Origin of the sequence: Coprococcus sp. AF16-5 (assembly GCF_003479365.1) — a bacterium.
Taxonomy (GTDB): Bacteria; Bacillota; Clostridia; order Lachnospirales; family Lachnospiraceae; genus Coprococcus; species Coprococcus aceti.
On sequence record NZ_QUGZ01000002.1, the window covers coordinates 265,363 to 288,320 of the forward strand.

Consider the following 22,958-nt stretch of genomic DNA (forward strand, 5'->3'; position numbering starts at 1 on the left):
ACCGTATATGAATATTATGAGGACTACAAGATTTAGCTTTAGAACGTTTATGACAGAAGTTGCATGTGTGTTGACTATGATGCTTTTCATGCTTCATACCACTTATGCCGCTACAGTCGCATTTAGTGTTGAGGTTCCATCCACCACGGTCGTTGTTGGCGATACCGTGGAGATCAAGGTAAGTATAAACGCAGCCGATCAGGCTTTATCAAGCTACAGCTACAATATCACATATGATTCCACATTGCTCAAGGCTGTGAGCGGCGGCACCGTGGAATCTGAGGGCACCGTAAGCTACTCCCAGGCAAATGTAAAGCCTGGAGATGCAATGACAGCAACATTTACATTTACCGCCATTGCAAGCGGAACTGCCAGCATAGAGACATCAGCAGTTGAGGTCATCTCCGACACAGAAGAGTCGATAGACATGACACCGTCATACAACTCGGTAACCATCAGCGATAAGTCAGCCGCCGCTTCCACCGAAGCAGCTTCATCTACTGTCAGCGATACCGGTTCAGAAGCCGAGCCTGCAACACCTCTTGCATTGATCGACAGCGAGACCAAGCCTGTTGTTACTGAGGATGAGGTAGGAACACTCACAGAGGCAGATCAGAACGCATCCGCACCTGCAGATACCCTTGTAAGCGTTCACTCAAACAACAACACTTATAACATCATTCCAAAGCCTAATTCAGTCTCAGTGCCAACCGGATATCTTCCAGTGAAGATCAACCTGAACGACACGGACATCAGAGCTTATATGAAGGGAAGCAGTTCCAACACCGTTCTCCTCTACGCAGCAACAAACGACGGACACCAGGGCTGGTATTTCTTCAATCCAAATGAAGGAACTTTCCTTGACGCAACGGATCTCATCGAGGAGACGGATTCGCTGTCCAGCTTCATAGACAAGCACAAGTTCGTAATAATGCTCATAGCCATCATAGTTCTTGTGATACTGGTCGTTGTCATCATCATCCTTGCTGTCTCACTCAAGGGTCTCATCGCTGATTACGAGGCTCAGATAGACAAGCTGAAGAAGGACAACGAGGAGAAGGAAAGCACAGCAAATGAAACATCAGAAGCTGCCGAGCCTTCCGCAAAAGCCGCTGAACACGTCAGAATGCCTCACCACGACAATAGCGAGGTGCCCACCATCAACAACAAGGCGCTCTTCCCTGGGGACAACGAGGTTATCCACGAGAGTTACGCAGACTCCGATTACGACAATCAGGTATCTCCTGATGAGGACGATGTCATCCACACTGACGACTATGACGACACTGCATTTGAGGATGTCGCCGATGACAGCGAGCCTATAGATTCAGCATTTGACGTCAAAGAGGATACGGAGAGTACGGAGAGCAAGATCCAGGCATCCCTCGACGAGATAGATGCGGCACTTGAATCCGCAAAGAAATACAAAGATTAATACTCACGGAATAACGTGATATACAAAAAGCACATGTATCAGTTTCAATCTGATACATGTGCTTTTATATTTGTCTGAATTTTTTTAATCTGCTTATAAGTATGCTTTCAGCACATCCACCTTGTCCAGCTTCTCCCATGGGAGATCAAGATCTGTTCTTCCGAAGTGTCCGTAAGCTGCTGTCTGCTTGTAGATAGGTCTTCTGAGGTCAAGCATCTTGATGATACCTGCTGGTCTTAAGTCAAAGTGCTCTCTAATGATCTCGACAAGCTTCTCATCTGAAAGCTTTCCTGTGCCAAATGTGTCTACCATGATGGATGTAGGTCTTGCAACACCGATAGCGTATGAGAGCTGTATCTCACACTTGTCAGCCAGACCTGCTGCAACTATGTTTTTAGCCACGTAGCGGGCCGCATAAGCCGCTGAACGGTCTACCTTGGTACAATCCTTGCCTGAGAAGGCTCCGCCGCCGTGACGGGCATATCCGCCGTATGTGTCAACGATGATCTTACGTCCTGTGAGACCACTGTCTCCATTTGGTCCACCTATTACGAATCTTCCTGTTGGATTGATGAAGAACTTGGTATTCTCATCGATGAGCTCCTGTGGAAGAACCTCGTCGAATATATACTTCTTAACGTCAGCGTGGATCTGCTCCTGGCTGACTTCCTCTCCATGCTGTGTTGAGAGAACGACTGCATCAAGTCTTACAGGCTTGTCATTCTCATCGTACTCAACTGTTACCTGTGTCTTACCGTCCGGTCTTAAGTATGGGAGTGTTCCGTTCTTTCTTACCTCTGTGAGCTTTCTTGCAAGCTTGTGGGCAAGTGCTATTGGATATGGCATGTACTCAGGTGTCTCATTTGTTGCAAATCCGAACATCATACCCTGATCTCCGGCACCGATCGCCTCGATGTCATCCTCGCTCATGAGGTGCTCCTTTGCCTCGAGTGCCTTGTCAACTCCCATGGCAATATCTGATGACTGCTCGTCTATGGCTGTGATAACGCCGCATGTATCGCAGTCAAATCCGTACTTTGCTCTGTCGTATCCGATCTCTCTGATCGTCTCACGAACGATCTTCTGAATATCCACATAAGCGTTGGTTGTGATCTCTCCCATGACAAGCACAAGACCTGTCGTGATGGATGTCTCACATGCCACACGGCTCATTGGATCCTGCTCCATCAGTGCGTCAAGCACTGCATCTGATATCTGGTCACAGATTTTGTCAGGATGTCCTTCTGTTACTGATTCCGATGTAAATAATCTTCTTTCCATACTACTTCCTTTCCTTTTTGTACATAAGAAAAACCGCTTCGTATGAGCGGTTTGATCGTGTCTGTCAAGCCTCTCATTGTTCGAGCACAAAGCCTGTATCTCCTACATCTCTGCGTCGCTCAGGTCGGCACCTTCCGAACACATCGGGGTTGCCATGGCTTCTTCGTCCCTTCTGACTCCACCATTCTGAATAAGAGCGTTTTTCTAATATCTATAAATGCAATCATTACTCTATATCATTGAGAGTTATTAGTCAACATATTTTTGGGGGAAATGATGCTTAATGAATTATTTTCCATATAAACCATATAAGCAGCAAATGCAGGGGATAAAACAGGTAGAAAAAATACTTGAGCTTCATCCTTCCTCTCTCTCCGCTGTACATATTCACAGGTATCATCGCCAGCAGAGCATATAGCTGATTCATGCCCAGGCAGAGAATGTATACCAGCGAACTGAGCACCACGATCTCAATGTTCTGCTTCTTATTGAAATATGCCAGAGTATAAGCATCCGCTCCACTCCGCTCCTTCTCGATCAGATAGAACATAACTATGATTCCCACTCCCGCCATGCCGTAGTCGAATCTCAGGAACTCCGCCAGAAGTGCTGCGGCCAGTGCGATCTCGACCTTCCATCTTCCGATTGGCCCCCGGCTATCCATGGCGTATATGGCAAACAGTCCGGCTGTCAGGGTGAATAATATGTTCTGAGCCCCCGGATACCAGATCGTATCGTGCATTGCCAGATCAAATGGTATCTCTGACACCACCGCAAATATTCCAAGTCTCAGAAGATACCTCCTCACGTCGGATGTACGCAGAAGCCCCTGTACAAGCAGGAATGCAAATACAGGAAATGCCAGGCGCCCCACAGCGCGCATTATGTAGTTGTTATCCATGAATACTATGCCTATGTGATCTACGGCCATACACACACAGGCTGTCAGCTTGAGCGCATTTGACGACAGCCGCCTCAGCCCTCTTTCCTCAGTTTCTTCATTATATTCCATATACAGTCCTTTCCTACCGCCTGCTCTTTCTATCATTAACACCGTAACAGAAAAAACAGCACATGACTTATGTTCATCATGTGCTGCTCTTCTCACAAAACCTTATATATCTATCTTCAATCGTCTAGATTCTCTTTCTGAGAGCCTTAGACAATGCTGACAGCTCCTCTGTATCAGCCTTACCCGGTATCCAGGTCATAGTCACGTTGTCCTTGATGTATCTTGGAACAAGATGCATATGGAAGTGGAATACAGTCTGGCCTGCTGCCTCGCCGTTGTTCTGAAGGATATTCAGTCCGTCCGGATTCAGCTCAGCCTTCTGTGCCTTTGCCACCTCTGTAGCTATAGTAAATATCTTGGCTGCTGTCTCAGCATCCATGCTGTATATATTGTCAAAATGTTCTTTCGGGATAATAAGCGCATGGCCCTTGTTAGCAGGATTCACATCAAGTATTACTCTGCAGATACTATCCTCATAAACTGTCGCTGATGGAATCTCACCGTTGGCTATCTTACAAAAAATGCAATCGTCCTTATTCATATAAGTTTTACCTCCTCATTGCCTCTATCCATTGTAAACCATCTGACAAAATATTACAAGCACCAAAGAGAACACCAGTTTTATACACCAGTCAAATAATTCTATAATATTGACCTGTAAAAATCATTCTTTCTGTCCCTGCTCTGCGGGAATGTCTTTCTGGCACCTGCTATGACCGCAGGATCAAGCTCCGCAACGAGCAGTCTGTCGCTCTCCCTCTCAGCCAGTTCATTTCCAAATATATCATATATATGTGAGCTAGGAACATATCTTTCCCTTTTTCCCATGCCCACTCTGTTCACGCCTATCACGTATGCCTGATTCTCAATGGCCCTCGCCCTGAGCAGTGCTTCCCACTGGGCGACTCTCTCCTCAGGCCAGTTAGCTATCACAAGTATGGCATCGTAAGAATCCCTGGCCGCCGAAAATATCTCCGGGAATCTGAGATCATAGCATATGTATCCGCCCAGCCTCAGATCCTTGACATTCGCCTGACAAATGCGGCTGCCTGCCCGGTACACCCTGTCCTCACCGCTGAACGAAAAAGGATGTATCTTGGTATAATCCATGATCACCCGATCTCCACTGACAATCGCCAGCTTATTTTCAAATACCTTCCTTCTGCTCTCATCAAACTCACCGCTTCCATCAGCCATAAAAGCTTCTATATAACCAAATGCCATGGCCATATCGTATTTCCTGCTGTTCTCCATGAAAAACGAAACGCTCTCCGGTATCTCACCATCCCTGTACGCCTCCCACATGCGCGCGGGCATCATGGTAAATCCCGTCAGCGTCATCTCAGGAAACACCAAGAGCTCAACGCCATTCTCATATGCCTCCTGCATGACCTCAAGACAGTGCTCCCTGGCATACTCCTTATCCTCGTATCCAATATCGATCTCCGTGATTCCGACCTTTATCATATCCCGCCTCCTGTGTATACACTCTGTATATTGTTCGAATTCTATATTAAGTATTTTACACAATAACGTGTGTTTTGCAAATGTTAACCTGCGCTCAAAATTTATGGTTGACATTTCTCCCGTGTGTATATATAATGTCAACCATAGCCCTTGTGTATAGGTTAACAAATCCAGGCAGTATTCGTCATCAGCCCGTCGAAGCTACCTGGATTTGTTGTGAATAAGCTGTACACGGGCATTACAATCACTGGAGGATTATTACAAATGAAAAAAGCATTTACCACTGTAGAGCTGGTCATGATGGCCATGTTCACTGCAATTCTGTGTGCATCCGCTTACCTGAGCATTCCAACACCGCTCCCTAACGCAGCACACATCACATTACTCAACTTTATGATAATTCTGATAGCTCTCGTATTTGAGCTCAGAGACTCAACGATCATAATAGCACTTTGGATGATCATGGGTGCCATCGGCGTTCCTGTATTCATCGGCGGAGGCGCAGGCCTTGGATATCTGTTCGGAGTATTCGGTGGATACACCTTCTCATTCATCATTGCATCAATCGTAGTCGGTCTCATCAAAGGCAAAAAGTACAAGAGACTTAAGTATACCATCGTTGCGATCATAGGAGTCGTGATCATTGATATCGTGGGAATGATCTGGTGGAAGTTCAACGGTAACCTCACATGGAAGGTTGCATTCTTATCAGGTTTCGTGGCATTCATTCCACTCGACCTCGTTAAGGCTGTCATCGCCGCACAGCTCGTTCCACTGTTCAAGAGACTTCTCCCTGAGAAGGACGACAAAGAGGCCAATGAACAGGCAAAAGAAGCCTGATTAATGGAAATACACAAACTTAAGTGCAATTATAGCTGTCGGCTATGATTGCACTTTTTTGTTACCATCTCGTTTAGTAAACATATTTACTAAAATTAAAAGGGTCACAAACCCGTATGTTATCATTTTTGCGGGTGATCGAATGCAGTATATGGAATTTAGCAAGGATAAAAAGTATATAGAAAGAATCCGGGGACTGCGGGAAGATCATGACTTTACACAACAATATGTTGCCCGCTATCTGAACACCTCACAGACCATGTACGCACGTTATGAAAGGGGCGCAAGCGCGCTGCCAATCCATCACCTTATATATCTCACCGAGTTATATAACGTGTCATCCGATTACATTCTTGGAATCACCAACAACCCTGTTCCATACGAAGAATATTACAGAGAAGCCGCTGTCACCGACCAGGATCCCAGATCACCGGGAAAATACAATATACACTGGAAGGGCAACAGCTAATTCTTTCCCGCACATTTGACCACTATCAACCTGTCACCGGCTTTCACGTCATCCCCCTCAAGGCTGTTGAGCTTTCTTATGGAATCAAGACTGGAATAATACTGTTTTGCGATCGACCATATGCTGTCACCGTCACGCACAACATAGCCCACTATACCTGGCGCCACCGCTTTCTTCTTCATATCGACCGGAGCCACCGTCATGTCATCGATAAGCTCTATCTCTTTCCGGGTAAATATGGTCATTCCCATATCCACTATGGCTTTTATCTCCACCTCGTCATTGCCCGGCAGCGCCGCCGTGATCTGATTGAGTGCAGGGGTAATCCTGATGGAATCCTGAGTTCTGAGCGGAACAGTCTCCACCCTGTATGAAAATGGAGCTACCACCTCCATCTGACACAGAGGTCTGCTGTCATCCGATGACACATAAAGAACTGCCGCCTTCACAGCACCCTCGACGACCACGGCGTCATCCGCCGGCCTGACATCGTCTATATCCACACTGCCCGTCACATTTACGATCTGGAGAATGGACGGCTGGCTGCTCTTGAGCCTCTCCTTCTTCACGACCCTCGTCTTTGCATTGTTTCTCATGAGAAGGTTCTCGTAGCTGAATCTGCTCCTGACGGGATCGACCTGCGCAGAATATGAGAACATATCCTTGAGAAGGTCTGCCTCCACGTCCTCGTACACCTTGATGTCCACATTGAGGCTGCTCTCCACCTGGAGTATCCTGTCCTCACCGCCGTCATTTGCACGCACGGACACCGAACCGCGGGATGCGGTTATCATATCGTCCAGTATCATATCCTCGTCTATTCCATCGCAGTTCACAGTGTCCTGGAACTCCCTCGTGGCGCTGACATACTGCACCGGAGCCACCTCGTCATCCGGCTTGTATATGACAAATATGTCCATCTTGCCGCTTATATGTACCCCCACATCCGTGGCACGGCTCTCTATCTCCGAGAAGTTCACCTGATCCCACAGCACACGTCCGATATTCGGCTTATTTGCCGGGATCTCTATGTCCTCCTTTATCTTCATTATGTCTCTGGAAGACGCCGCAAGATTTGTAAAGCTTACCTTCTCCGTCATGCACTCTATACCAGAGCCGTTTGCTATGCCCACGGCGCCCTCCGCGGTGATCTGCTGGCACGCCCAGAGCTTCACGCCCACAAGCCCTCTCACCTCGTATTTTCTGGAATTTATCACGGTCACGTACAGATCCTCCAGCACACCCTGTACGGAAACCTTATCTCCCAGCGACAGTTCATCCGCATTTATCGTCTCCTCAAATGGCAGCTCTCCGTCATGGCTCTCAAATGAATACCCCTCCCGGTCCGTCTGGTATAGGATGGCGTAGCTCACAGTTCCTGTGATGCGCGCCTTGCCCTCCATGACGTCTATGTTTTCTATCGTCACCTGTCCTTTGCTGGCTATCTGTCTGTCTATATCCCCCTTCACATCAGGGACATTGAAATCGTCATCCACGGTAAACTCAACATATTTTGCCGCCTTAAGATTCGTCGTTGTGATCCTGTTCTTAGTAAGCTCCATATTTTCCCCACCTTATTTTTTATGATATACCGTTCTACTTGAATACAACCGGAAGATCCATCTTCACTATCCTGACCACCATATAAGGAAATGATACATTGTCTCCCTTCACGCCATCCGTCGGAGTCGCCACCTGCCTTAAAACTCCCTTGATGTAAATGGCATTGTCGTCCTTGTACATCTCCTCCAGAGTCACCCCAACGTCATCCCTCTCCTGCATGCCCGCAGCGATGACTATATATGTATATGTGCTGTTTGAATATACGAGATTAAATGGGTTTTCCTTCTTTTTGTCTATGATGGTAACCAGTTCATCCGGCAGCATGGTCTCATCGCACACGTCATAGAGCAGCGGCTCACCACTGTCCGACACCTCAAACCTTGCACATCCAACGCAGAATATCATGAGCTCCAGTGCAACCACCAGCAGGAAGGTAAGTCTGCCCCACATTCTCCCTCTTAGAAACTCTTTTTCATTTTCCACATGTATCACCTCCACCATTTGCTTTTTAAGGTGTCTGGCTGTCATTTTAAGCCACTTAACACACTTTGGTATAGTATATGTACCCCATTTGCTCTTTATGTCTGTGAACGCAAAAAAGAGGCGGGATATCCTGTTTGATATCCCGCCTCCGTATCAGAAGCTCGTCCTTCTGTATATTATTCTGTCATTCTACTCTGCGTCTGCAGGTGCGCTCTTCTCAGCCTCGATCTCGGCCTCAGCCTCTGGTGTGACCTCGATTCCAAGCTCAGCGAGCTGTTTGTCGTCTACATAGTCAGGCGCATTTGTCATGAGACATGATGCATCCTTTACCTTAGGGAATGCGATTACGTCACGGATAGAATCCTGCTTTGCCATGAGCATGACCAGACGGTCAAGACCATAGGCAAGTCCTGCGTGAGGTGGTACTCCGTACTTGAACGCATCCAGAAGGAATCCGAATCTCTCGTGAGCCTCGGCCTTTGTAAAGCCAAGGCACTCGAACATCTTCTCCTGAATGTCATCCTGATGGATTCTGACTGAACCTCCACCGATCTCATTTCCGTTTAATACTATATCATAAGCCTTTGCACGAACCCTGCCCGGATCAGAATCGATGTACTGAAGATCCTCCTCCATAGGCATGGTAAATGGATGGTGCATAGCTGTGAATCTGTTCTCCTCGTCTGACCACTCAAGAAGTGGGAACTCTGTGATCCACACGAATCTGTATACATTCTTGTCCACAAGTCCCATGAGCTCTGCCAGATGGCATCTCAGTGCGCCGAGGACTGTCCATACGATCTTTGTCTTGTCCGCTGCGAACAGAAGCAGGTCGCCAGGCTTTCCATCCATGGCTGCCACAAGGGCGTTCATCTGCTCCTCTGTCATGAACTTGGCAAATGATGACTTGTAGCTTCCATCCTCGTTGATAACTATATATGCAAGTCCCTTTGCGCCGTATGTCTTTGCATACTCGATAAGGGCATCTATCTTCTTTCTAGGCATGCTTCCCTGTCCCTCGGCATTGATACCGCGGACTGTTCCGCCATTTGCAAGGGCACCTGTGAATACTCCGAACTCACAGTCCTTGACAACATCGCTGACATCCTTGAGCTCGAGTCCAAATCTGAGGTCAGGCTTATCTGAACCAAATCTGTCCATTGCCTCCTGCCATGTCATTCTCTGAATTGGAAGCTGGATGTCGAGATCAAGTATCTCCTTGAAGAGCTTTGCAAGAAGACGCTCATTTACATCGATTACATCGTCAACGTCAACAAATGAGAGCTCCATATCCATCTGGGTGAACTCCGGCTGTCTGTCTGCACGGAGATCCTCGTCACGGAAGCATCTTGCGATCTGGAAATATCTGTCGTAACCAGAGCACATAAGAAGCTGCTTGAAGAGCTGTGGTGACTGTGGCAGAGCGTAGAATGTACCAGGGTGTACACGGCTTGGCACAAGGTAATCTCTTGCTCCCTCTGGTGTTGACTTGGTCAGCATAGGTGTCTCTATCTCAAGGAATCCCTCATCTGCCATGAACTGTCTGGCGATGGTGGCTACCTTACTCTTCATGATAAGATTTCTCTGGAGGTCAGGACGTCTGAGGTCGAGATATCTGTACTTGAGCCTTATCTCCTCCTTGGTCTTGCTGTTCTCCTCTATAGGGAATGGAGGTGTCTCTGCCTCTGACAGTATACGGAGGCTGCTTGCAACGACCTCGATGTCTCCTGTTGCAAGGTTCTCATTCACTGCACCCGCACGCTTGCACACTGTTCCCTCGATGGCTGCAACGAACTCTGAACGGAGCTTTCCTGCCTTCTCGAAGCACTCTGCGCCACACTGTGACTCCTCAAATATAACCTGTAATATTCCACTTCTATCTCGAAGATCTACAAAGATTATTCCACCTTTATTTCTGCTCTTCTGAATCCAGCCCATCACGGTAACTTTCTCACCTATGTTGGCACTGCTAACCTCTGTACATCTGTGGCTTCTCTTAAGCCCCTGCATAGATTCTGCCATCTTACGCTATCCTCCTAAAATTAAAAACTTTCCTTATGTCACTATACACTTTTTTCATTTTTCGTCAAGACCTGGAATATCGCCGTGAAGCACCTGATCCACCCTGCTCATGATGTCTGTGGTGTTGATCAGCCGCTGGAATGCCAGGAACGCCCTCATGTCGAAGTGTCTCACCTCATCTATCACCATTCCAAATGCCGTATCCGCGTCAAATGCCTTCCTATATGGTCTGTCGCTGACCAGTGCACTGAACACATCGCACACTCTGATAAGTCTTGCGCCGAGTGGTATCTCCTCGCCCCGCATCCTGTACGGATATCCCGAGCCGTCATAGTTCTCATGGTGATAGTGCACCATATCCACTATGTCCTGATCGTAGCCCTCACGCTTAAGTATCTCCGCGCCAAGCTTGGCATGCAGCCTGACGTATCTCATCTCCTCGATCTTCATCGCACCCTGCCGCCGTCCATATATGTAAGGACTCACCTGCAGCTTGCCCACATCGTGCAGCATTCCCGCCACGGCAACCTTGTGTATGAATTCCTCATCGCAGCCCAGCTCCCTCGCCAGCTCAGATGCCAGTATACTCACACACATTCCATGGCGCACCGCATCATTCATATCAACTGAATAGCATTCTTCTGCATCCTTCTCCAATGCTAATCCCATATAAATCCCGCTTTCTTACGCTCGATCATCTCATCTATTCGAGCTATATAATCGTCTACACTCTTACAATTCTCTATTCTGTCTATACGTGTCCCCTCTGTCACTCCGTCATGTCCTGGTCTCACCACAAGCTTCGATGAGCTTCCGGCACCGAGACCGATGATGTCAGTCCTCTCCTCCATGATGAGTATATTGTACAGGCACTCAAGCCCCGGCTTCGAGTAACCCACGTTCTCCAGATTGCCGGTCATGTTCTTCTGTCTGTACAGATAGTATGGATCAAGCCCCATCTCAGCCGCCGCCCTCGTAACAGCACCAAGCTGGCTGTCTATATCCGACTTCAGGGTGTCACGGTATTTGTCCATCTCTATGTTCAGATTCGCCGCCCTCTTGATGGCAAGGGTGTGAACCGTCAGACTTTCAGGGGAAAGCTCCTTCACCTGTCTCAGCGTGTTCTCCACACTGTCCGTGTCCTCTCCCGGAAGTCCCACTATCAGATCCATGTTGATGTTGTCAAAGCCCGCTCTCCGGGCATTCTCCATGGCTATGACCGTCTGCTCCGGCGTATGTGCCCTGCCTATGGTCCTTAATGTCTCCTCGTTCATGGTCTGTGGATTTATGCTTATACGCGTCACTCCGTGGCGCTTCATGACCTCAAGCTTGTCAAATGTGGTACTGTCCGGTCTGCCCGCTTCTATGGTGAACTCCCTCACCTGTGACAGGTCAAATGACTTCTCTATCATGCTGCAGAGTCTGTCCATATGCTCCGCAGATATGGATGACGGCGTTCCGCCTCCCACATATATTGATATGAGCCGTTTTCCGGAATATGCCTCCGCAACGTATGCCATCTCTTTCTCGACTGCGTCCAGATATGCACCCACCTTATTCTTATATACCGCGATCGGATATGAGGTAAATGAACAGTACAAACATCTTGTCGGACAGAACGGTATGCCTATATACAGACAGTATTCGTCCTCCTCCGCCACAGAGTCTATGATTTTTTTCTCCCTGTCAGCCACCGCCACTGCCAGCTCGGCTTTCTCACGGGAGGTTCCATATATCTCCTGGTAGTTTCCTATTATATCCTCTGAGGTCATCCCTGCTTCCATATAAGACACAGCTATCTTCGTAGGTCTGATACCCGTCAGGGAGCCCCACGGAAGTCTGCGGTCTGTATACTCCGAAAGCATGTTGTATATCGCCAGCTTTAACGGATTCCTCACGGCACTCTTATCCCGGCAGTCGCCATCCACAGGGATCTGTGTGCTGCACGCCAAAGTCCGCTCTCCTCCGTCTGCTACAGAATACAGCTCTATATTTATTCTATTGTCATCTATATCCGCCACAAGCGCCTTGTCTATCTCCGCCTTAAGCTCCGGCTTTTTGTCAAATATCTCCGGAACCACTATTCTTTCACCGCCGTAGAAGGCCTGGAGACTCACCCGGAGATCATTGTTGTAATCTTCTATATTCTGTATCAGTAATATCATATTTCCACCATGATCCGCCCATCAGAAGAACGGATTCATCTTCTTCTCTTTTCTTATAAGTGTTGTCTCCCCGTGTCCAGGGTACACCACGGTATCATCAGGAAGCACAAACAGCTTCTCTCTTATGTTCTCGAGCAGCGCATGCTCATCACCTGTAGGGAAATCCGATCTTCCCACACTGTATTTGAACAGCGTATCCCCTGAGAACAGTATATTCTCTGACTCGAAGTAATAGCACATTCCGCCTCTGGTATGTCCCGACACACTGATGCATCTCATCTCAGTGCCAAGCAGCTTCTTCACACTGCCGTCGCTCAGATAGTGATCCGTCTCAGTCTCTATCGCCTTTTCAAATACACTGGTCATCATCGCCGACAGGTTCACCCTGCTGTTGCCGAGAACTTCCTTCTCGTCCTCCGAAGCATATGTATCCGCACCTGTGAGCTTCTTCAGATCTCCCATCGCCGCCATGTGATCCACATGACCGTGAGTGAGATAAATGCCAACGCAGGTATACTCATTCTTCTTCAGTGTGTTGTATATATAATTCGCATTCCATGAAGGATCAATGACTATCGCCTCCCCGGTCTGCTCATTTGCCACTATATAACAATTCGTCTGGAATCCTCCCAGCTCACTTCTGATAACTTTTAATTCCGCCATATAAACCTTTCCGGCCATCAGCCCGTAGTTCTCTCTATATCAATTATATTATCAACATTCCTTATCTTGGCAATTATCGTATTCAACTGTTCCTTCGACTTGATCGCAAATGAGATCGTGATCGTAGCCTTGCCCTGCTTGCTTGTACGGCTGTTGATACTGTTTACGTTTATATTTGCCTCGCTGAGGATCTTGGTTATGTCAAATAATATGCCGTTTCTGTCATCTGCATATATATTTATCTCGGTCATGTATGTGTTCGATGCAACAGCGTCATCCTTCCACTCTGCCTCGATGACTCTGGCTCTGTCCGCCTCGCTCATGCACAACACATTTACACAGTCAGTACGGTGTATGGACACACCTCGTCCTCTGGTGATAAATCCTATGATCTCATCCCCCGGAACAGGTGAACAGCACTTGGAGAATCTCACGGCAACGTCATCTATGCCGTTTACGATTATTCCACCCTTGCCGGTATGGTTGCCATGGTTCTTCTTCACCGAATACTCGTCCAGAACCTCAGCGTTCGTGGCAGTCTGTGGCTTGTGCTCCTTGTTGTACTCATCAATCAGACGGTTTACTATCTGACCTTCCTTGATTCCGCCATGTCCAACGGCGGCAACTATGGAATCCCAATCCTGGAAATTGTACTTCTTGTATATCTTCTCCTGATACTCAGGCTTTGAGTACATGGAGTAGTCTATTCCCTTTGATTTGCAGTAGTTCAGTATGAGCTCTCTTCCGCGGCTGATATTCTCATCCTTGAGCTGATGCTTAAACCACTGGTTGATCTTTGTCCTCGCCTGTGTACTCTTGACTATATTCAGCCAGTCACGGCTTGGTCCTGTGGAGTTCTGTGAGGTTATGATCTCCACACGATCTCCGTTGTTGAGCTTGGTATCTATAGGAACCTGTCGTCCGTTGATCCTTGCACCGACCATCTTGTTGCCCACCGCCGTGTGAATGGCATAAGCAAAATCTATAGGTGTGGATCCGCTAGGAAGGTTCTTAACATCTCCGGCAGGAGTAAAGCAGTATACCTGTTCAGCAAAGAGATCAAGGTCAGTCTTGACAAAGCTCATGAACTCCTTGTTGTCATCGGTATCCCTCTGCCACTCAAGGATCTGACGGAGCCAGGAGAGCTTTTCCTCCTCCTTCTGCATGACCGTACCGGTTATGTTCTCCTTGTACTTCCAGTGCGCAGCGATACCATACTCAGCCGTTCTGTGCATCTCGTAGGTTCTTATCTGTATCTCAAATGGCTGTCCCTCAGGTCCGATCAGTGTGGTGTGAAGGGACTGGTACATGTTGGACTTAGGCATGGCTATGTAGTCCTTGAATCTTCCCGGAATAGGCTTGTACATCTCATGAATGATACCCAGTGCTGAGTAACAGTCCCTGACCGTATTCACCTTGATACGTACCGCAAATATATCGTATATCTGATCCAGAGTCTTGTTCTGGTTCTTCATCTTCTTATATATACTGAAGAAATGCTTTACTCTTCCGTCTATCTCAGCCTCAAGTCCGGCATTATCAATATGCTTCTTGACATCGGCAACGACCCTCTTGATATAAGCATCCCTCTCGGTAAGCTTCTCGTCTATCTGCGCCTTGAGATCCTTGTACACATCCGGCATGAGGTACATCATGGACAGGTCATCCAGCTCGACCTTGATCTTGCTGATACCAAGTCTGTGTGCGATAGGCGCATATATATCCATGGTCTCTCTGGCCTTCTCTATCTGCTTCTCCGGTGACTGATACTGGAGGGTTCTCAGATTGTGGAGTCTGTCCGCCAGCTTTATCAGTATGACTCTGATATCCTTCGCCATGGAGAGGAACATCTTACGCAGATTCTCCGCCTGAACCTCTATCTTGTCCGTGGTCATCTTGAGCTGTGTCAGCTTCGTAACTCCATCCACAAGGAAAGCAACCTCCTCGGAGAACTCCGCTGCTATCTCCTCAGATGTCATGACTGTATCCTCAACGACATCGTGGAGTATCCCTGCCACTATCGTCTCCTTGTCGAGCTCAAGCTCTGCCAGGATTATGGCCACATTCAGAGGGTGCATGATATAAGGCTCCCCGGACTTTCTGAGCTGTCCCTTGTGGGCAGCGTCCGCCACCTTATATGCCTTCTCTATCATAGTGATGTCGGCAGATGGGTGATATGTGAGTATCCTTGAGATAAGCTCCTTATACAATTCCTCCGGCGGTGTAAAATCTGCCGGTGTGGACAGATCTATCTCTCTCTTCGCCTTCATCTGCTTATTCGCCTGCTCCTCCAGCTTTATAAGTTCATTCTGAGGAACATTCTTGCCAGACGCAAGAGCCTTCTCGATGGCTGCTATTCCATCCTTCGTGGCCTGCTCCGAGGTGATAACACCTGCTTCCGCAGCCCTCTTTGTCTCCTGAGCTATTATATTGTCCTGTGTCTTATCCAATGTCTCTCCCATATGCTCACCACACTTCCTGTTTTATTCTGCCCTGATCATTCGCCCTCAAACTGTACTACTGAAGCCACGTCATATTTGGAAAGTCTCTCTCTTCCCTTCAAGTCTGTCAGCTCTATGAGGAATACCATCTTGACTACTATTCCGCCAAGGCTCTCTATAAGCTTAGCCGCAGCCTCTATGGTTCCACCTGTTGCAATAAGATCATCCACCAGCACAACCTTCTCACCCGGCTTGATGGAATCCTTATGTATCTCTATAGTAGCCTGTCCATACTCAAGATCGTAAGACATCTCCACGGTCTCTCTTGGAAGCTTGCCCTTCTTTCTCACGAGAACAAGTCCTTTGCCGTTCTTGTAGGCCAGCGGTGCTCCAAATATAAATCCTCTGGACTCTGCTCCGGCGATGACATCGTAATCTACTCCCTCCAGCAGCTTGTCCATCTCATCGATGGCCAGCTTCATGCCCTCAGGATTCTCTGTTACACTTGTCACATCCCTGAATATGATTCCCGGCTGTGGAAAATCAGGAATACTCTTGATATACTTTTCTACCTCACTCATCTTACGTCCTCCTGTATGATATATATTACAAATGTACTTAATAGTATTCTCATCAAAGTCAGCTTATATTCCCTTGTTATAGGCCTCCATCTTCATCTGGAGTGAACGTCTTCCCATATATTCATTGATGGTCGGATAGTATGCGACATCTATCACTACGGCGTTCGGCTGACCATTTAACATTTTAACACATTCATCCTCTCCAAACCACTGTTTTATGTTATTCACAAATGTATCCGGATCAAAATCTATGGCATCCACGCACCTTCCGTACCCGGTATCAAGCTGGAGCTTCAGAAGATTTTTGTTTCTTCCAAGTATCTGCGCCCTTCGCACCGGTACTGCCGCCTGTGCAAACAGCGGTTTCCTGTTACCCTTTCCGTATGGTTCAAGCCTCTCGATCTGTTCCGTCAGCTCTATGCTGTTGTACGCCAGCGGCATGGCCACATCTATCATCAGCTTAGGTGTTATATCTTCATCCGTCAGCACCGCCGCTTCATTGAGCTTCCGCCTCAGCTCGTCAAGCCTCTCCTTCTCTATGGAAAAGCCCGCCGCCATGGCATGTCCGCCAAATGCAGTGAACATCTCCCGGAACCGGTTCAGCTCCTCGAACATGTTGTAGCTGTCTATGGATCTTCCCGATCCTTTCAGTATCCCCGGCGTCTCTGCGTCCGTGAACACCATCACAGGTCTTGTGTATGCCTCCTTGAGCCTGCTGGCGATTATTCCCACAACGCTCTCATGTACAGCCGGTATATACACCACAAGTACCTTGTCCGCAAGGGTAGCCGCCTGTCCGAACTCTCCGTTCACAGTGGCTGTCTCAAGCATATCTGTGATATGCCGGGCTCCGGCCTCCGTCATGCTCTTTCTCTCATTGTTGACAGCCAGCAGTTCCCTAGCCCTTGCCTCGGCGACATTTGGATCTCTCTCAAGCAAGAACTCAAGGCTCTGTTTCGCATCCCCCAGTCTTCCCGCCGCATTGATGCACGGCCCTATCAGAAATCCCAGATCATACGTTGATATCTTCTTCTCATTTCTGCCGCTGAGCCTCATGAGGGCATTCAGACCCGGATTGCGGCTATCCTTCAGACTTTCAAGGGCATATTTTACATAGAGTCTGTTCTCATCCACCAGATCCATCATGTCACAGTTGGTAGCCAGCCCCAGGATCTCCATGAATTCATTTACCTCGCTCTCGGCTATCCCGCATATCCTGTACATGTACTGGATGAGCTTGAACGCAACGCCGGCCCCGCATAGCCCCTTGAATGGATATTCACAGTCCTGCCTCTGATTGTCTATGACCGCATCCGCCTGGGGCAGCATATATACCCGCTCGCCGCCATCACTCTCCTCAAATGGGATCTGATGGTGATCCGTGACGATGACCGTAAGCCCGCGCTCCTTCGCATATCTCACCTGTTCTATCGCCGCTATTCCATTGTCGCAGGTTATGATAGTATCAACACCATCCGATATGGCGGCATCTAAAAGTCTTTTATTTATTCCGTATCCATCATGCACTCGATGTGGAATGTCGTAATCCACCACGATGCAGTCATCAGCGCAGCTTCCGTGCAGCGCCGCCCATGTTCTCCGAAGACCGAGAAGCAATATATAATTGGAGGTAACCCCGTCCACGTCGTAGTCCGAGATTATCCTTATTCTCCTGTTATCGCTGAGCTTTTCCTTTATTATCTCACCGGCTTCCACCATATCCTTCATCAGTGCCGGATCGTGCATGGAATCCCAGCCGCCATCAAGGTACATAGCTATGGCTTTCTCCCCGGTGACTCCTCTGTTCGTGATAACCCTCGCCACAACAGGACTCACACCGAACCTCTCGCCTATGGCATTAAAGTCCGCTCTTTTGCCCGCCACTCTCCACTCTGGCTTCTTCACATATTTATCTATTATATCCTTCTGCTCCGGTGTCAATGTCATCTTCTGTTCTCCGTATTATTTTATCGCAGGAACATATCCGCATCCCTGCTGTATCCATCCACATATTTTAGCAGACGCATTATGGTATTACCAGTGTAAATGCCGCCATTTTGCCTGTAAATGTTGACATTTCACCTGTTATGTCTATTTGCTTTTTATTGTATAAATGTTATAATAAATATACATTTTGAATATATCTTTTGTGCATTTTGATGGCAGTATCTGAAAGTTCTATCACAAATGCGCAGTGCAAAGGAGGAGATATTTTTATGGCAAACAGATTCGTACTCAATGAAACCTCTTACCACGGAGCGGGTGCCATCGCTGAGATCGCCACAGAGGCAGTCGGCAGAGGCTTCGCCAAGGCTCTTGTGTGCTCAGATCCTGATCTGATCAAGTTCGGTGTGACCAAGAAGGTCACCGATGTTCTGGACGGTGCAGGACTTGCATACGAGATCTATTCCAACATCAAGCCAAACCCTACTATAGAGAACGTGCAGCAGGGTGTGGCCGCATTTAAGGCTGCTGAGGCAGATTACATCATCGCCATAGGCGGCGGATCATCCATGGACACTGCCAAGGGTATCGGCATAGTTATTGCCAACCCTGATTTTGCAGACATCAGAAGCCTGGAGGGTGTTGCACCTACAAAGAATAAATCAGTTCCTATATTTGCAGTTCCAACTACAGCCGGAACCGCAGCAGAGGTAACTATCAACTACGTCATCACAGATGTTGAGAAGAACCGCAAGATGGTATGTGTTGATCCTAAGGACATTCCTGTTGTGGCATTTGTCGATCCTGAGATGATGAGCTCCATGCCAAAGGGACTCACAGCAGCCACAGGTATGGATGCACTGACACACGCAATCGAGGGTTACATCACCGCAGCCGCATGGGAGCTGTCAGACATGTTCCACCTCAAGGCAATCGAGATCATCAGCCGTTCGCTCAGAGGGGCTGTTGCCAATACGCCTGAGGGCCGTGCTGATATGGCGCTGGGCCAGTATGTTGCAGGCATGGGCTTCTCAAATGTAGGTCTTGGAATCGTTCATTCCATGGCTCATCCACTGGGAGCTCTGTATGACACACCTCACGGTGTTGCCAACGCGATTATCCTGCCTACTGTAATGGAATACAATGCAGAAGCAACAGGAGAAAAGTATCGTGAGATAGCAAGAGCCATGGGCGTCAAGGGCGTAGACGACATGACCCAGGAAGAGTACAGAAAAGCTGCAGTTGACGCAGTACGCCAGTTGTCCATCGATGTAGGCATTCCTACAGACCTTAAAGACATTGTAAAGCCAGAGGATATTCCATTCCTGGCACAGTCAGCCTACGATGACGCATGTCGTCCGGGCAATCCAAAGGAGACTAGCGTGGAGGATATCACCAAGCTCTACGAGTCATTGATCTAACTGACCCATTAGATCAAAATATGTCAGTCCTTTGCCGGGACTTACATATTATATATGGGACCTCACCAGTCCCCTTAACCCCCTAAAAACTAACTAAAAGAACTCCTGTTACAGAGATTTTGCTCTCTCTGCATCAGGAGTTCTTTTTTTATTCGTCGGATCCATCTGTCATGCTCTGATGGACTCAAGAATATACTCTTGAAACTCATTCATATTCTTAAATATAAAATCTGCCTTATCCCTCATCTCATCATCCGGCTGCACGAGGTCCGGGATCATGGCAATCTTCATCCCTGCCGCATATGCTGCTCTGACTCCGTTGTATGAGTCCTCCACCGCCCATGCACTCTCCGACTCAACTCCAAGCTCTTCACAGGCCTTCAGGAATATATCCGGTGCGGGTTTGCTCCGATCTACCATGTCTCCACATACAAGCTTGTCGAAGTAATCTATCACCCCGAGGTTGATGAGCTCCATGGTGACTACCTCTTTTCTGGTGGATGTGGCAAGGGCACATGGTATGCAATTATCCCTGAGCATCTTCAGCATGTCCGTAACTCCCGGCTTCAGCACAAGCTCTCCCTCTGCCGCTGCACGGTGGAATTCCGCCGCCATCTCAACCTTGAGGCTCTCATATCTCTCCTCATCCAATGTATCCTGTCCTTCACCACATCTTCCTTTGTACATCTGCACGAACAGCTTCTTCGCCGCCTCACGGTTGAGTCCAAGGGCAGCCATACAGAAGCTCTCTATGTCCTCTATGCCATATTTGTCCGCTGTCTTCTGCCAGCTCTTGACAACCAATTGTTCTGAATCGAGGATGACTCCATCCATATCAAACACCACTGCTTTACAATTCATATCTCTTCCATCTCCCAATAATACAACAGGCTTCCACAGCATCTCTGCCATGGAAGCCTGTTATCATCTGTCATCTGACATCCGTCCGATAACTTTATTCTATTAAGCATCTTTTTCTGTCTTACCAAGCTTTGTCTTCATGTAGTACCAGAGTGGTCCTGTGATACATACTGAAGAGTAAGCACCGATAACTACACCAGCCATAAGTGTGAGAGCGAACTCCTTGATAGAAGCTACACCCATGATATACAGAACGAATATTGTCACAAATGTTGTGAGTGATGTATATATTGTTCTGCTGAAGGTCTGATTGATACTCAGGTTGACTATATCCTTGTATGTGGCCTTCTTAGGCTTCATAACACCTATATTCTCTCTTACACGGTCGAATATGATGATCGTCGCATTGATCGAGTAACCCACTATGGTAAGCAGACATGCGATACATGTGTTACCAACTGTAAGTCTCAGTATAATGTACAGACAGAATACCATGGCTACATCGTGGAGAAGTGCGATAACTGCACTTGCACCGAACTTCACATCGTGGAATCTGATAGCAATGTATATAAGCATCAGGATAGCTGCAAGGATGACTGAGAATATAGCGTTCTTAGACATCTCGCTGCTGACCGATCCACTTATTACGTTTGCCTCCTTGACATCTGCGCCAAGCTTGTCTGTGAGTGCGCTGCGCACCTTGGACATCTGTGAGTCATCTGTTCCGTCATCTGAAAGTTCAGGCATCTTGAACACGATCTCATTTGTTCCGGATACTGTCTGAACTGATATTCCTGCCTCACCGATACCGGCAGCCTCTGCAATGACAGGAACTATATCTTTCTCAGCCTCGCTAAGTGAGTACTCTTTGTCAAAACCTACTGTAAGGCTTGTACCGCCTGCAAACTCAACACTGAAGTTAAGTGGTGAACCCTTTGACTTATTATTAACAGGCATCATACAGAAGCATGCGATGATCACAATGAGTGATCCGAGCATACAGAACTTACCTGCCTTCACGAAGTTTGTCTTCTTTGGCTCTCTTGCAACGCCGAAATACTTGGCATCTGTAACGCCGAGATTTACAAGCGCTGTGAGCAGTGACTGGCTGACTGCCAGAGCTGTGAATACTGAAAGAACAACACCGATAGCCAGTGTGATCGCAAATCCCTTGATAGTACCTGTTCCGAATATTCCAAGTACAAGAGCTGCTATAAGTGTTGTAACGTTACCATCTATGATGGCTGACAGGGCATTGTGGAAACCACCCTTTACAGCCTGCTTTACGGACTTGCCATCCGCCAGCTCCTCTTTGATACGCGTGAATATGATTACGTTGGCATCGACCGCCATACCTACTGACAGGATAACACCAGCTATACCAGGAAGTGTCAGTGTTACGTTGAACAGATTGAGTACCAGCAGATCAAGTATTGTGTAGAATGCCAGAGCAAATGATGCCACAAGACCTGGGATCCTGAATACTATGATCATGATAAGAAATACAAGTGCAATACCGATCGCACCTGCCTTAAGGCTTGTGCTGATGGCATCTGATCCAAGTGTAGCACCTACTATATTGGAACGAACCTGCTTAAGTGTAAGAGGAAGTGCACCGATACGGATAGTAGTAGCAAGCTGCTCGGCCTCCTCGTAGCTTCCGATCTTGTTGATTTCTGCGCTTCCGCCTGTTATGGCTGACTGTACTGTTGGTGCACTTACGACCTTGTTGTCATATATAATGTATACTATATTCCCAACATTTGCCGCGGTAACATCAGCGAACTTCTGAGCTCCCTCATCGGTGAATGCAAGCTGTACCACATTGTCATTGCCGTTATCTGAGTCAATTCCGGCTGTGGCATTCTTGATGTCATCTCCTGTAAGAGCAGCCTCATACTCCTGTCCCTGTGACCACTTTGTATAATTGTCCGGATCAAGAAACTCAAGCTTTCCCTCTATATTCAGAGCATTAAGTATCTCATCTGCATTTGTTACACCCGGGATCTCTGCTGTGATCTTCTTGTCTCCATCTTCATAGACTGAGTACTCATTGGTGTAGGCCTCTACACGCTGCTCAATCTTATACTTGGTATCCTCGAGATCCTTGTCGCTGTAATCATCCTCCTGAATCTCGTAAGTTACACTCAGACCACCCTTAAGGTCAAGTCCAAGCTTGATGTACTCGACTTTACCTCTGTCTGCAACACCGAATATCGCTGTATATATAGCAACACCCAGTATAAGCAGAAAGGCAATGATGACGAGCACAGCGTTTCTCTTTGTCTTCTTCATCGTCTTCTCCTTTTA

General features: G+C 47.7%; 19 protein-coding genes and 1 riboswitch. Of the genes, 4 read left to right on the forward strand and 15 right to left on the reverse strand.

Annotated features, from left to right (window positions below):
- The first annotated feature begins 7 nt into the window (after positions 1-7).
- Entirely contained in the window at positions 8-1,435 is a 1,428-nt protein-coding gene (locus DWW70_RS06165) for a cohesin domain-containing protein (protein ID WP_117875340.1), read from the forward strand.
- A gap of 93 nt (positions 1,436-1,528) precedes the next feature.
- Here the strand turns inward: DWW70_RS06165 and metK are convergent, their stop codons facing one another.
- The 4 genes from metK to DWW70_RS06185 form a co-directional block, all read right to left on the reverse strand.
- Positions 1,529-2,716: a methionine adenosyltransferase gene (metK, locus tag DWW70_RS06170; protein ID WP_022217499.1), complete on the reverse strand. Its 1,188-nt coding sequence runs from the start codon at positions 2,714-2,716 to the stop codon at positions 1,529-1,531.
- Between the two features lie 70 nt (positions 2,717-2,786).
- Positions 2,787-2,913, reverse strand: a riboswitch (SAM riboswitch).
- A gap of 83 nt (positions 2,914-2,996) precedes the next feature.
- A complete protein-coding gene (locus tag DWW70_RS06175) occupies positions 2,997-3,728 on the reverse strand; it encodes a TraX family protein (RefSeq protein WP_118649656.1) in 732 nt (243 codons plus the stop codon).
- 124 nt (positions 3,729-3,852) lie between these two features.
- Entirely contained in the window at positions 3,853-4,269 is a 417-nt protein-coding gene (locus DWW70_RS06180) for an HIT family protein (protein WP_015534318.1), read from the reverse strand.
- Between the two features lie 101 nt (positions 4,270-4,370).
- Positions 4,371-5,195, reverse strand: coding sequence for a nitrilase-related carbon-nitrogen hydrolase (locus tag DWW70_RS06185; RefSeq protein WP_118649466.1), 825 nt, complete (start codon positions 5,193-5,195; stop codon positions 4,371-4,373).
- A 264-nt stretch (positions 5,196-5,459) separates the two neighbouring features.
- On the opposite strand from DWW70_RS06185, the gene DWW70_RS06190 reads away from it, so the two are divergent.
- A complete protein-coding gene (locus tag DWW70_RS06190) occupies positions 5,460-6,035 on the forward strand; it encodes a biotin transporter BioY (protein WP_015534320.1) in 576 nt (191 codons plus the stop codon).
- A gap of 151 nt (positions 6,036-6,186) precedes the next feature.
- Positions 6,187-6,504, forward strand: coding sequence for a helix-turn-helix domain-containing protein (locus DWW70_RS06195; protein WP_117875344.1), 318 nt, complete (start codon positions 6,187-6,189; stop codon positions 6,502-6,504).
- Here the strand turns inward: DWW70_RS06195 and DWW70_RS06200 are convergent.
- From DWW70_RS06200 to recJ, 9 genes are all read right to left on the reverse strand, one after another.
- Positions 6,501-8,066 (reverse strand): DUF3794 and LysM peptidoglycan-binding domain-containing protein, encoded by a 1,566-nt coding sequence (locus DWW70_RS06200; RefSeq protein WP_055271962.1) that lies wholly within the window; start codon positions 8,064-8,066, stop codon positions 6,501-6,503. The two genes, DWW70_RS06195 and DWW70_RS06200, sit on opposite strands and share 4 nt — an antisense overlap.
- 34 nt (positions 8,067-8,100) lie before the next feature.
- Positions 8,101-8,550: a protease complex subunit PrcB family protein gene (locus DWW70_RS06205; protein WP_238051193.1), complete on the reverse strand. Its 450-nt coding sequence runs from the start codon at positions 8,548-8,550 to the stop codon at positions 8,101-8,103.
- Positions 8,551-8,739: 189 nt separating this feature from the next.
- Entirely contained in the window at positions 8,740-10,572 is a 1,833-nt protein-coding gene (aspS, locus tag DWW70_RS06210; protein WP_118649467.1) for an aspartate--tRNA ligase, read from the reverse strand.
- A gap of 54 nt (positions 10,573-10,626) precedes the next feature.
- Positions 10,627-11,241: an HD-GYP domain-containing protein gene (locus DWW70_RS06215; RefSeq protein WP_022217474.1), complete on the reverse strand. Its 615-nt coding sequence runs from the start codon at positions 11,239-11,241 to the stop codon at positions 10,627-10,629.
- The gene (hemZ, locus tag DWW70_RS06220) at positions 11,232-12,737 is read right to left on the reverse strand and encodes a coproporphyrinogen dehydrogenase HemZ (protein WP_118649468.1); all 1,506 of its coding nucleotides are present in this window, start codon (positions 12,735-12,737) and stop codon (positions 11,232-11,234) included. Before hemZ ends, DWW70_RS06215 begins: the two co-directional genes overlap by 10 nt.
- 21 nt (positions 12,738-12,758) lie before the next feature.
- Entirely contained in the window at positions 12,759-13,400 is a 642-nt protein-coding gene (locus DWW70_RS06225; RefSeq protein WP_243017687.1) for an MBL fold metallo-hydrolase, read from the reverse strand.
- Positions 13,401-13,417: 17 nt separating this feature from the next.
- Positions 13,418-15,862, reverse strand: coding sequence for a RelA/SpoT family protein (locus DWW70_RS06230; protein ID WP_015534327.1), 2,445 nt, complete (start codon positions 15,860-15,862; stop codon positions 13,418-13,420).
- Between the two features lie 35 nt (positions 15,863-15,897).
- Positions 15,898-16,422, reverse strand: a complete 525-nt coding sequence (locus DWW70_RS06235; protein ID WP_117549784.1) for an adenine phosphoribosyltransferase — start codon at positions 16,420-16,422, stop codon at positions 15,898-15,900.
- A 63-nt stretch (positions 16,423-16,485) separates the two neighbouring features.
- Positions 16,486-18,369, reverse strand: coding sequence for a single-stranded-DNA-specific exonuclease RecJ (recJ, locus tag DWW70_RS06240; RefSeq protein ID WP_118649470.1), 1,884 nt, complete (start codon positions 18,367-18,369; stop codon positions 16,486-16,488).
- Positions 18,370-18,638: 269 nt separating this feature from the next.
- Here recJ and fucO point away from each other — a divergent pair, with 269 nt between their 5' ends.
- Positions 18,639-19,787: a lactaldehyde reductase gene (fucO, locus tag DWW70_RS06245; RefSeq protein WP_015534330.1), complete on the forward strand. Its 1,149-nt coding sequence runs from the start codon at positions 18,639-18,641 to the stop codon at positions 19,785-19,787.
- Positions 19,788-19,955: 168 nt separating this feature from the next.
- Here the strand turns inward: fucO and DWW70_RS06250 are convergent, their stop codons facing one another.
- Positions 19,956-20,648 carry an HAD family hydrolase gene (locus tag DWW70_RS06250; RefSeq protein WP_071849498.1) on the reverse strand — a complete coding sequence of 231 codons (693 nt, stop codon included), beginning with the start codon at positions 20,646-20,648 and terminating at the stop codon, positions 19,956-19,958.
- Between the two features lie 102 nt (positions 20,649-20,750).
- A complete protein-coding gene (locus tag DWW70_RS06255; RefSeq protein ID WP_015534332.1) occupies positions 20,751-22,943 on the reverse strand; it encodes a protein translocase subunit SecDF in 2,193 nt (730 codons plus the stop codon).
- Positions 22,944-22,958 lie beyond the last annotated feature (15 nt).

Coding starts and splice junctions, on each gene's coding strand:
- hemZ (WP_118649468.1), bottom strand. CDS start 12,737: ATGATATTACTGATACAGAATATAGAAGATTACAACAATGATCTCCGG.
- DWW70_RS06165 (WP_117875340.1), top strand. CDS start 8: ATGAATATTATGAGGACTACAAGATTTAGCTTTAGAACGTTTATGACA.
- DWW70_RS06255 (WP_015534332.1), bottom strand. CDS start 22,943: ATGAAGAAGACAAAGAGAAACGCTGTGCTCGTCATCATTGCCTTTCTG.
- DWW70_RS06230 (WP_015534327.1), bottom strand. CDS start 15,862: ATGGGAGAGACATTGGATAAGACACAGGACAATATAATAGCTCAGGAG.
- recJ (WP_118649470.1), bottom strand. CDS start 18,369: ATGACATTGACACCGGAGCAGAAGGATATAATAGATAAATATGTGAAG.
- DWW70_RS06235 (WP_117549784.1), bottom strand. CDS start 16,422: ATGAGTGAGGTAGAAAAGTATATCAAGAGTATTCCTGATTTTCCACAG.
- fucO (WP_015534330.1), top strand. CDS start 18,639: ATGGCAAACAGATTCGTACTCAATGAAACCTCTTACCACGGAGCGGGT.
- DWW70_RS06250 (WP_071849498.1), bottom strand. CDS start 20,648: ATGAATTGTAAAGCAGTGGTGTTTGATATGGATGGAGTCATCCTCGAT.
- DWW70_RS06185 (WP_118649466.1), bottom strand. CDS start 5,195: ATGATAAAGGTCGGAATCACGGAGATCGATATTGGATACGAGGATAAG.
- DWW70_RS06225 (WP_243017687.1), bottom strand. CDS start 13,400: ATGGCGGAATTAAAAGTTATCAGAAGTGAGCTGGGAGGATTCCAGACG.
- DWW70_RS06190 (WP_015534320.1), top strand. CDS start 5,460: ATGAAAAAAGCATTTACCACTGTAGAGCTGGTCATGATGGCCATGTTC.
- DWW70_RS06200 (WP_055271962.1), bottom strand. CDS start 8,066: ATGGAGCTTACTAAGAACAGGATCACAACGACGAATCTTAAGGCGGCA.
- metK (WP_022217499.1), bottom strand. CDS start 2,716: ATGGAAAGAAGATTATTTACATCGGAATCAGTAACAGAAGGACATCCT.
- aspS (WP_118649467.1), bottom strand. CDS start 10,572: ATGGCAGAATCTATGCAGGGGCTTAAGAGAAGCCACAGATGTACAGAG.
- DWW70_RS06195 (WP_117875344.1), top strand. CDS start 6,187: ATGGAATTTAGCAAGGATAAAAAGTATATAGAAAGAATCCGGGGACTG.
- DWW70_RS06215 (WP_022217474.1), bottom strand. CDS start 11,241: ATGGGATTAGCATTGGAGAAGGATGCAGAAGAATGCTATTCAGTTGAT.
- DWW70_RS06180 (WP_015534318.1), bottom strand. CDS start 4,269: ATGAATAAGGACGATTGCATTTTTTGTAAGATAGCCAACGGTGAGATT.
- DWW70_RS06175 (WP_118649656.1), bottom strand. CDS start 3,728: ATGGAATATAATGAAGAAACTGAGGAAAGAGGGCTGAGGCGGCTGTCG.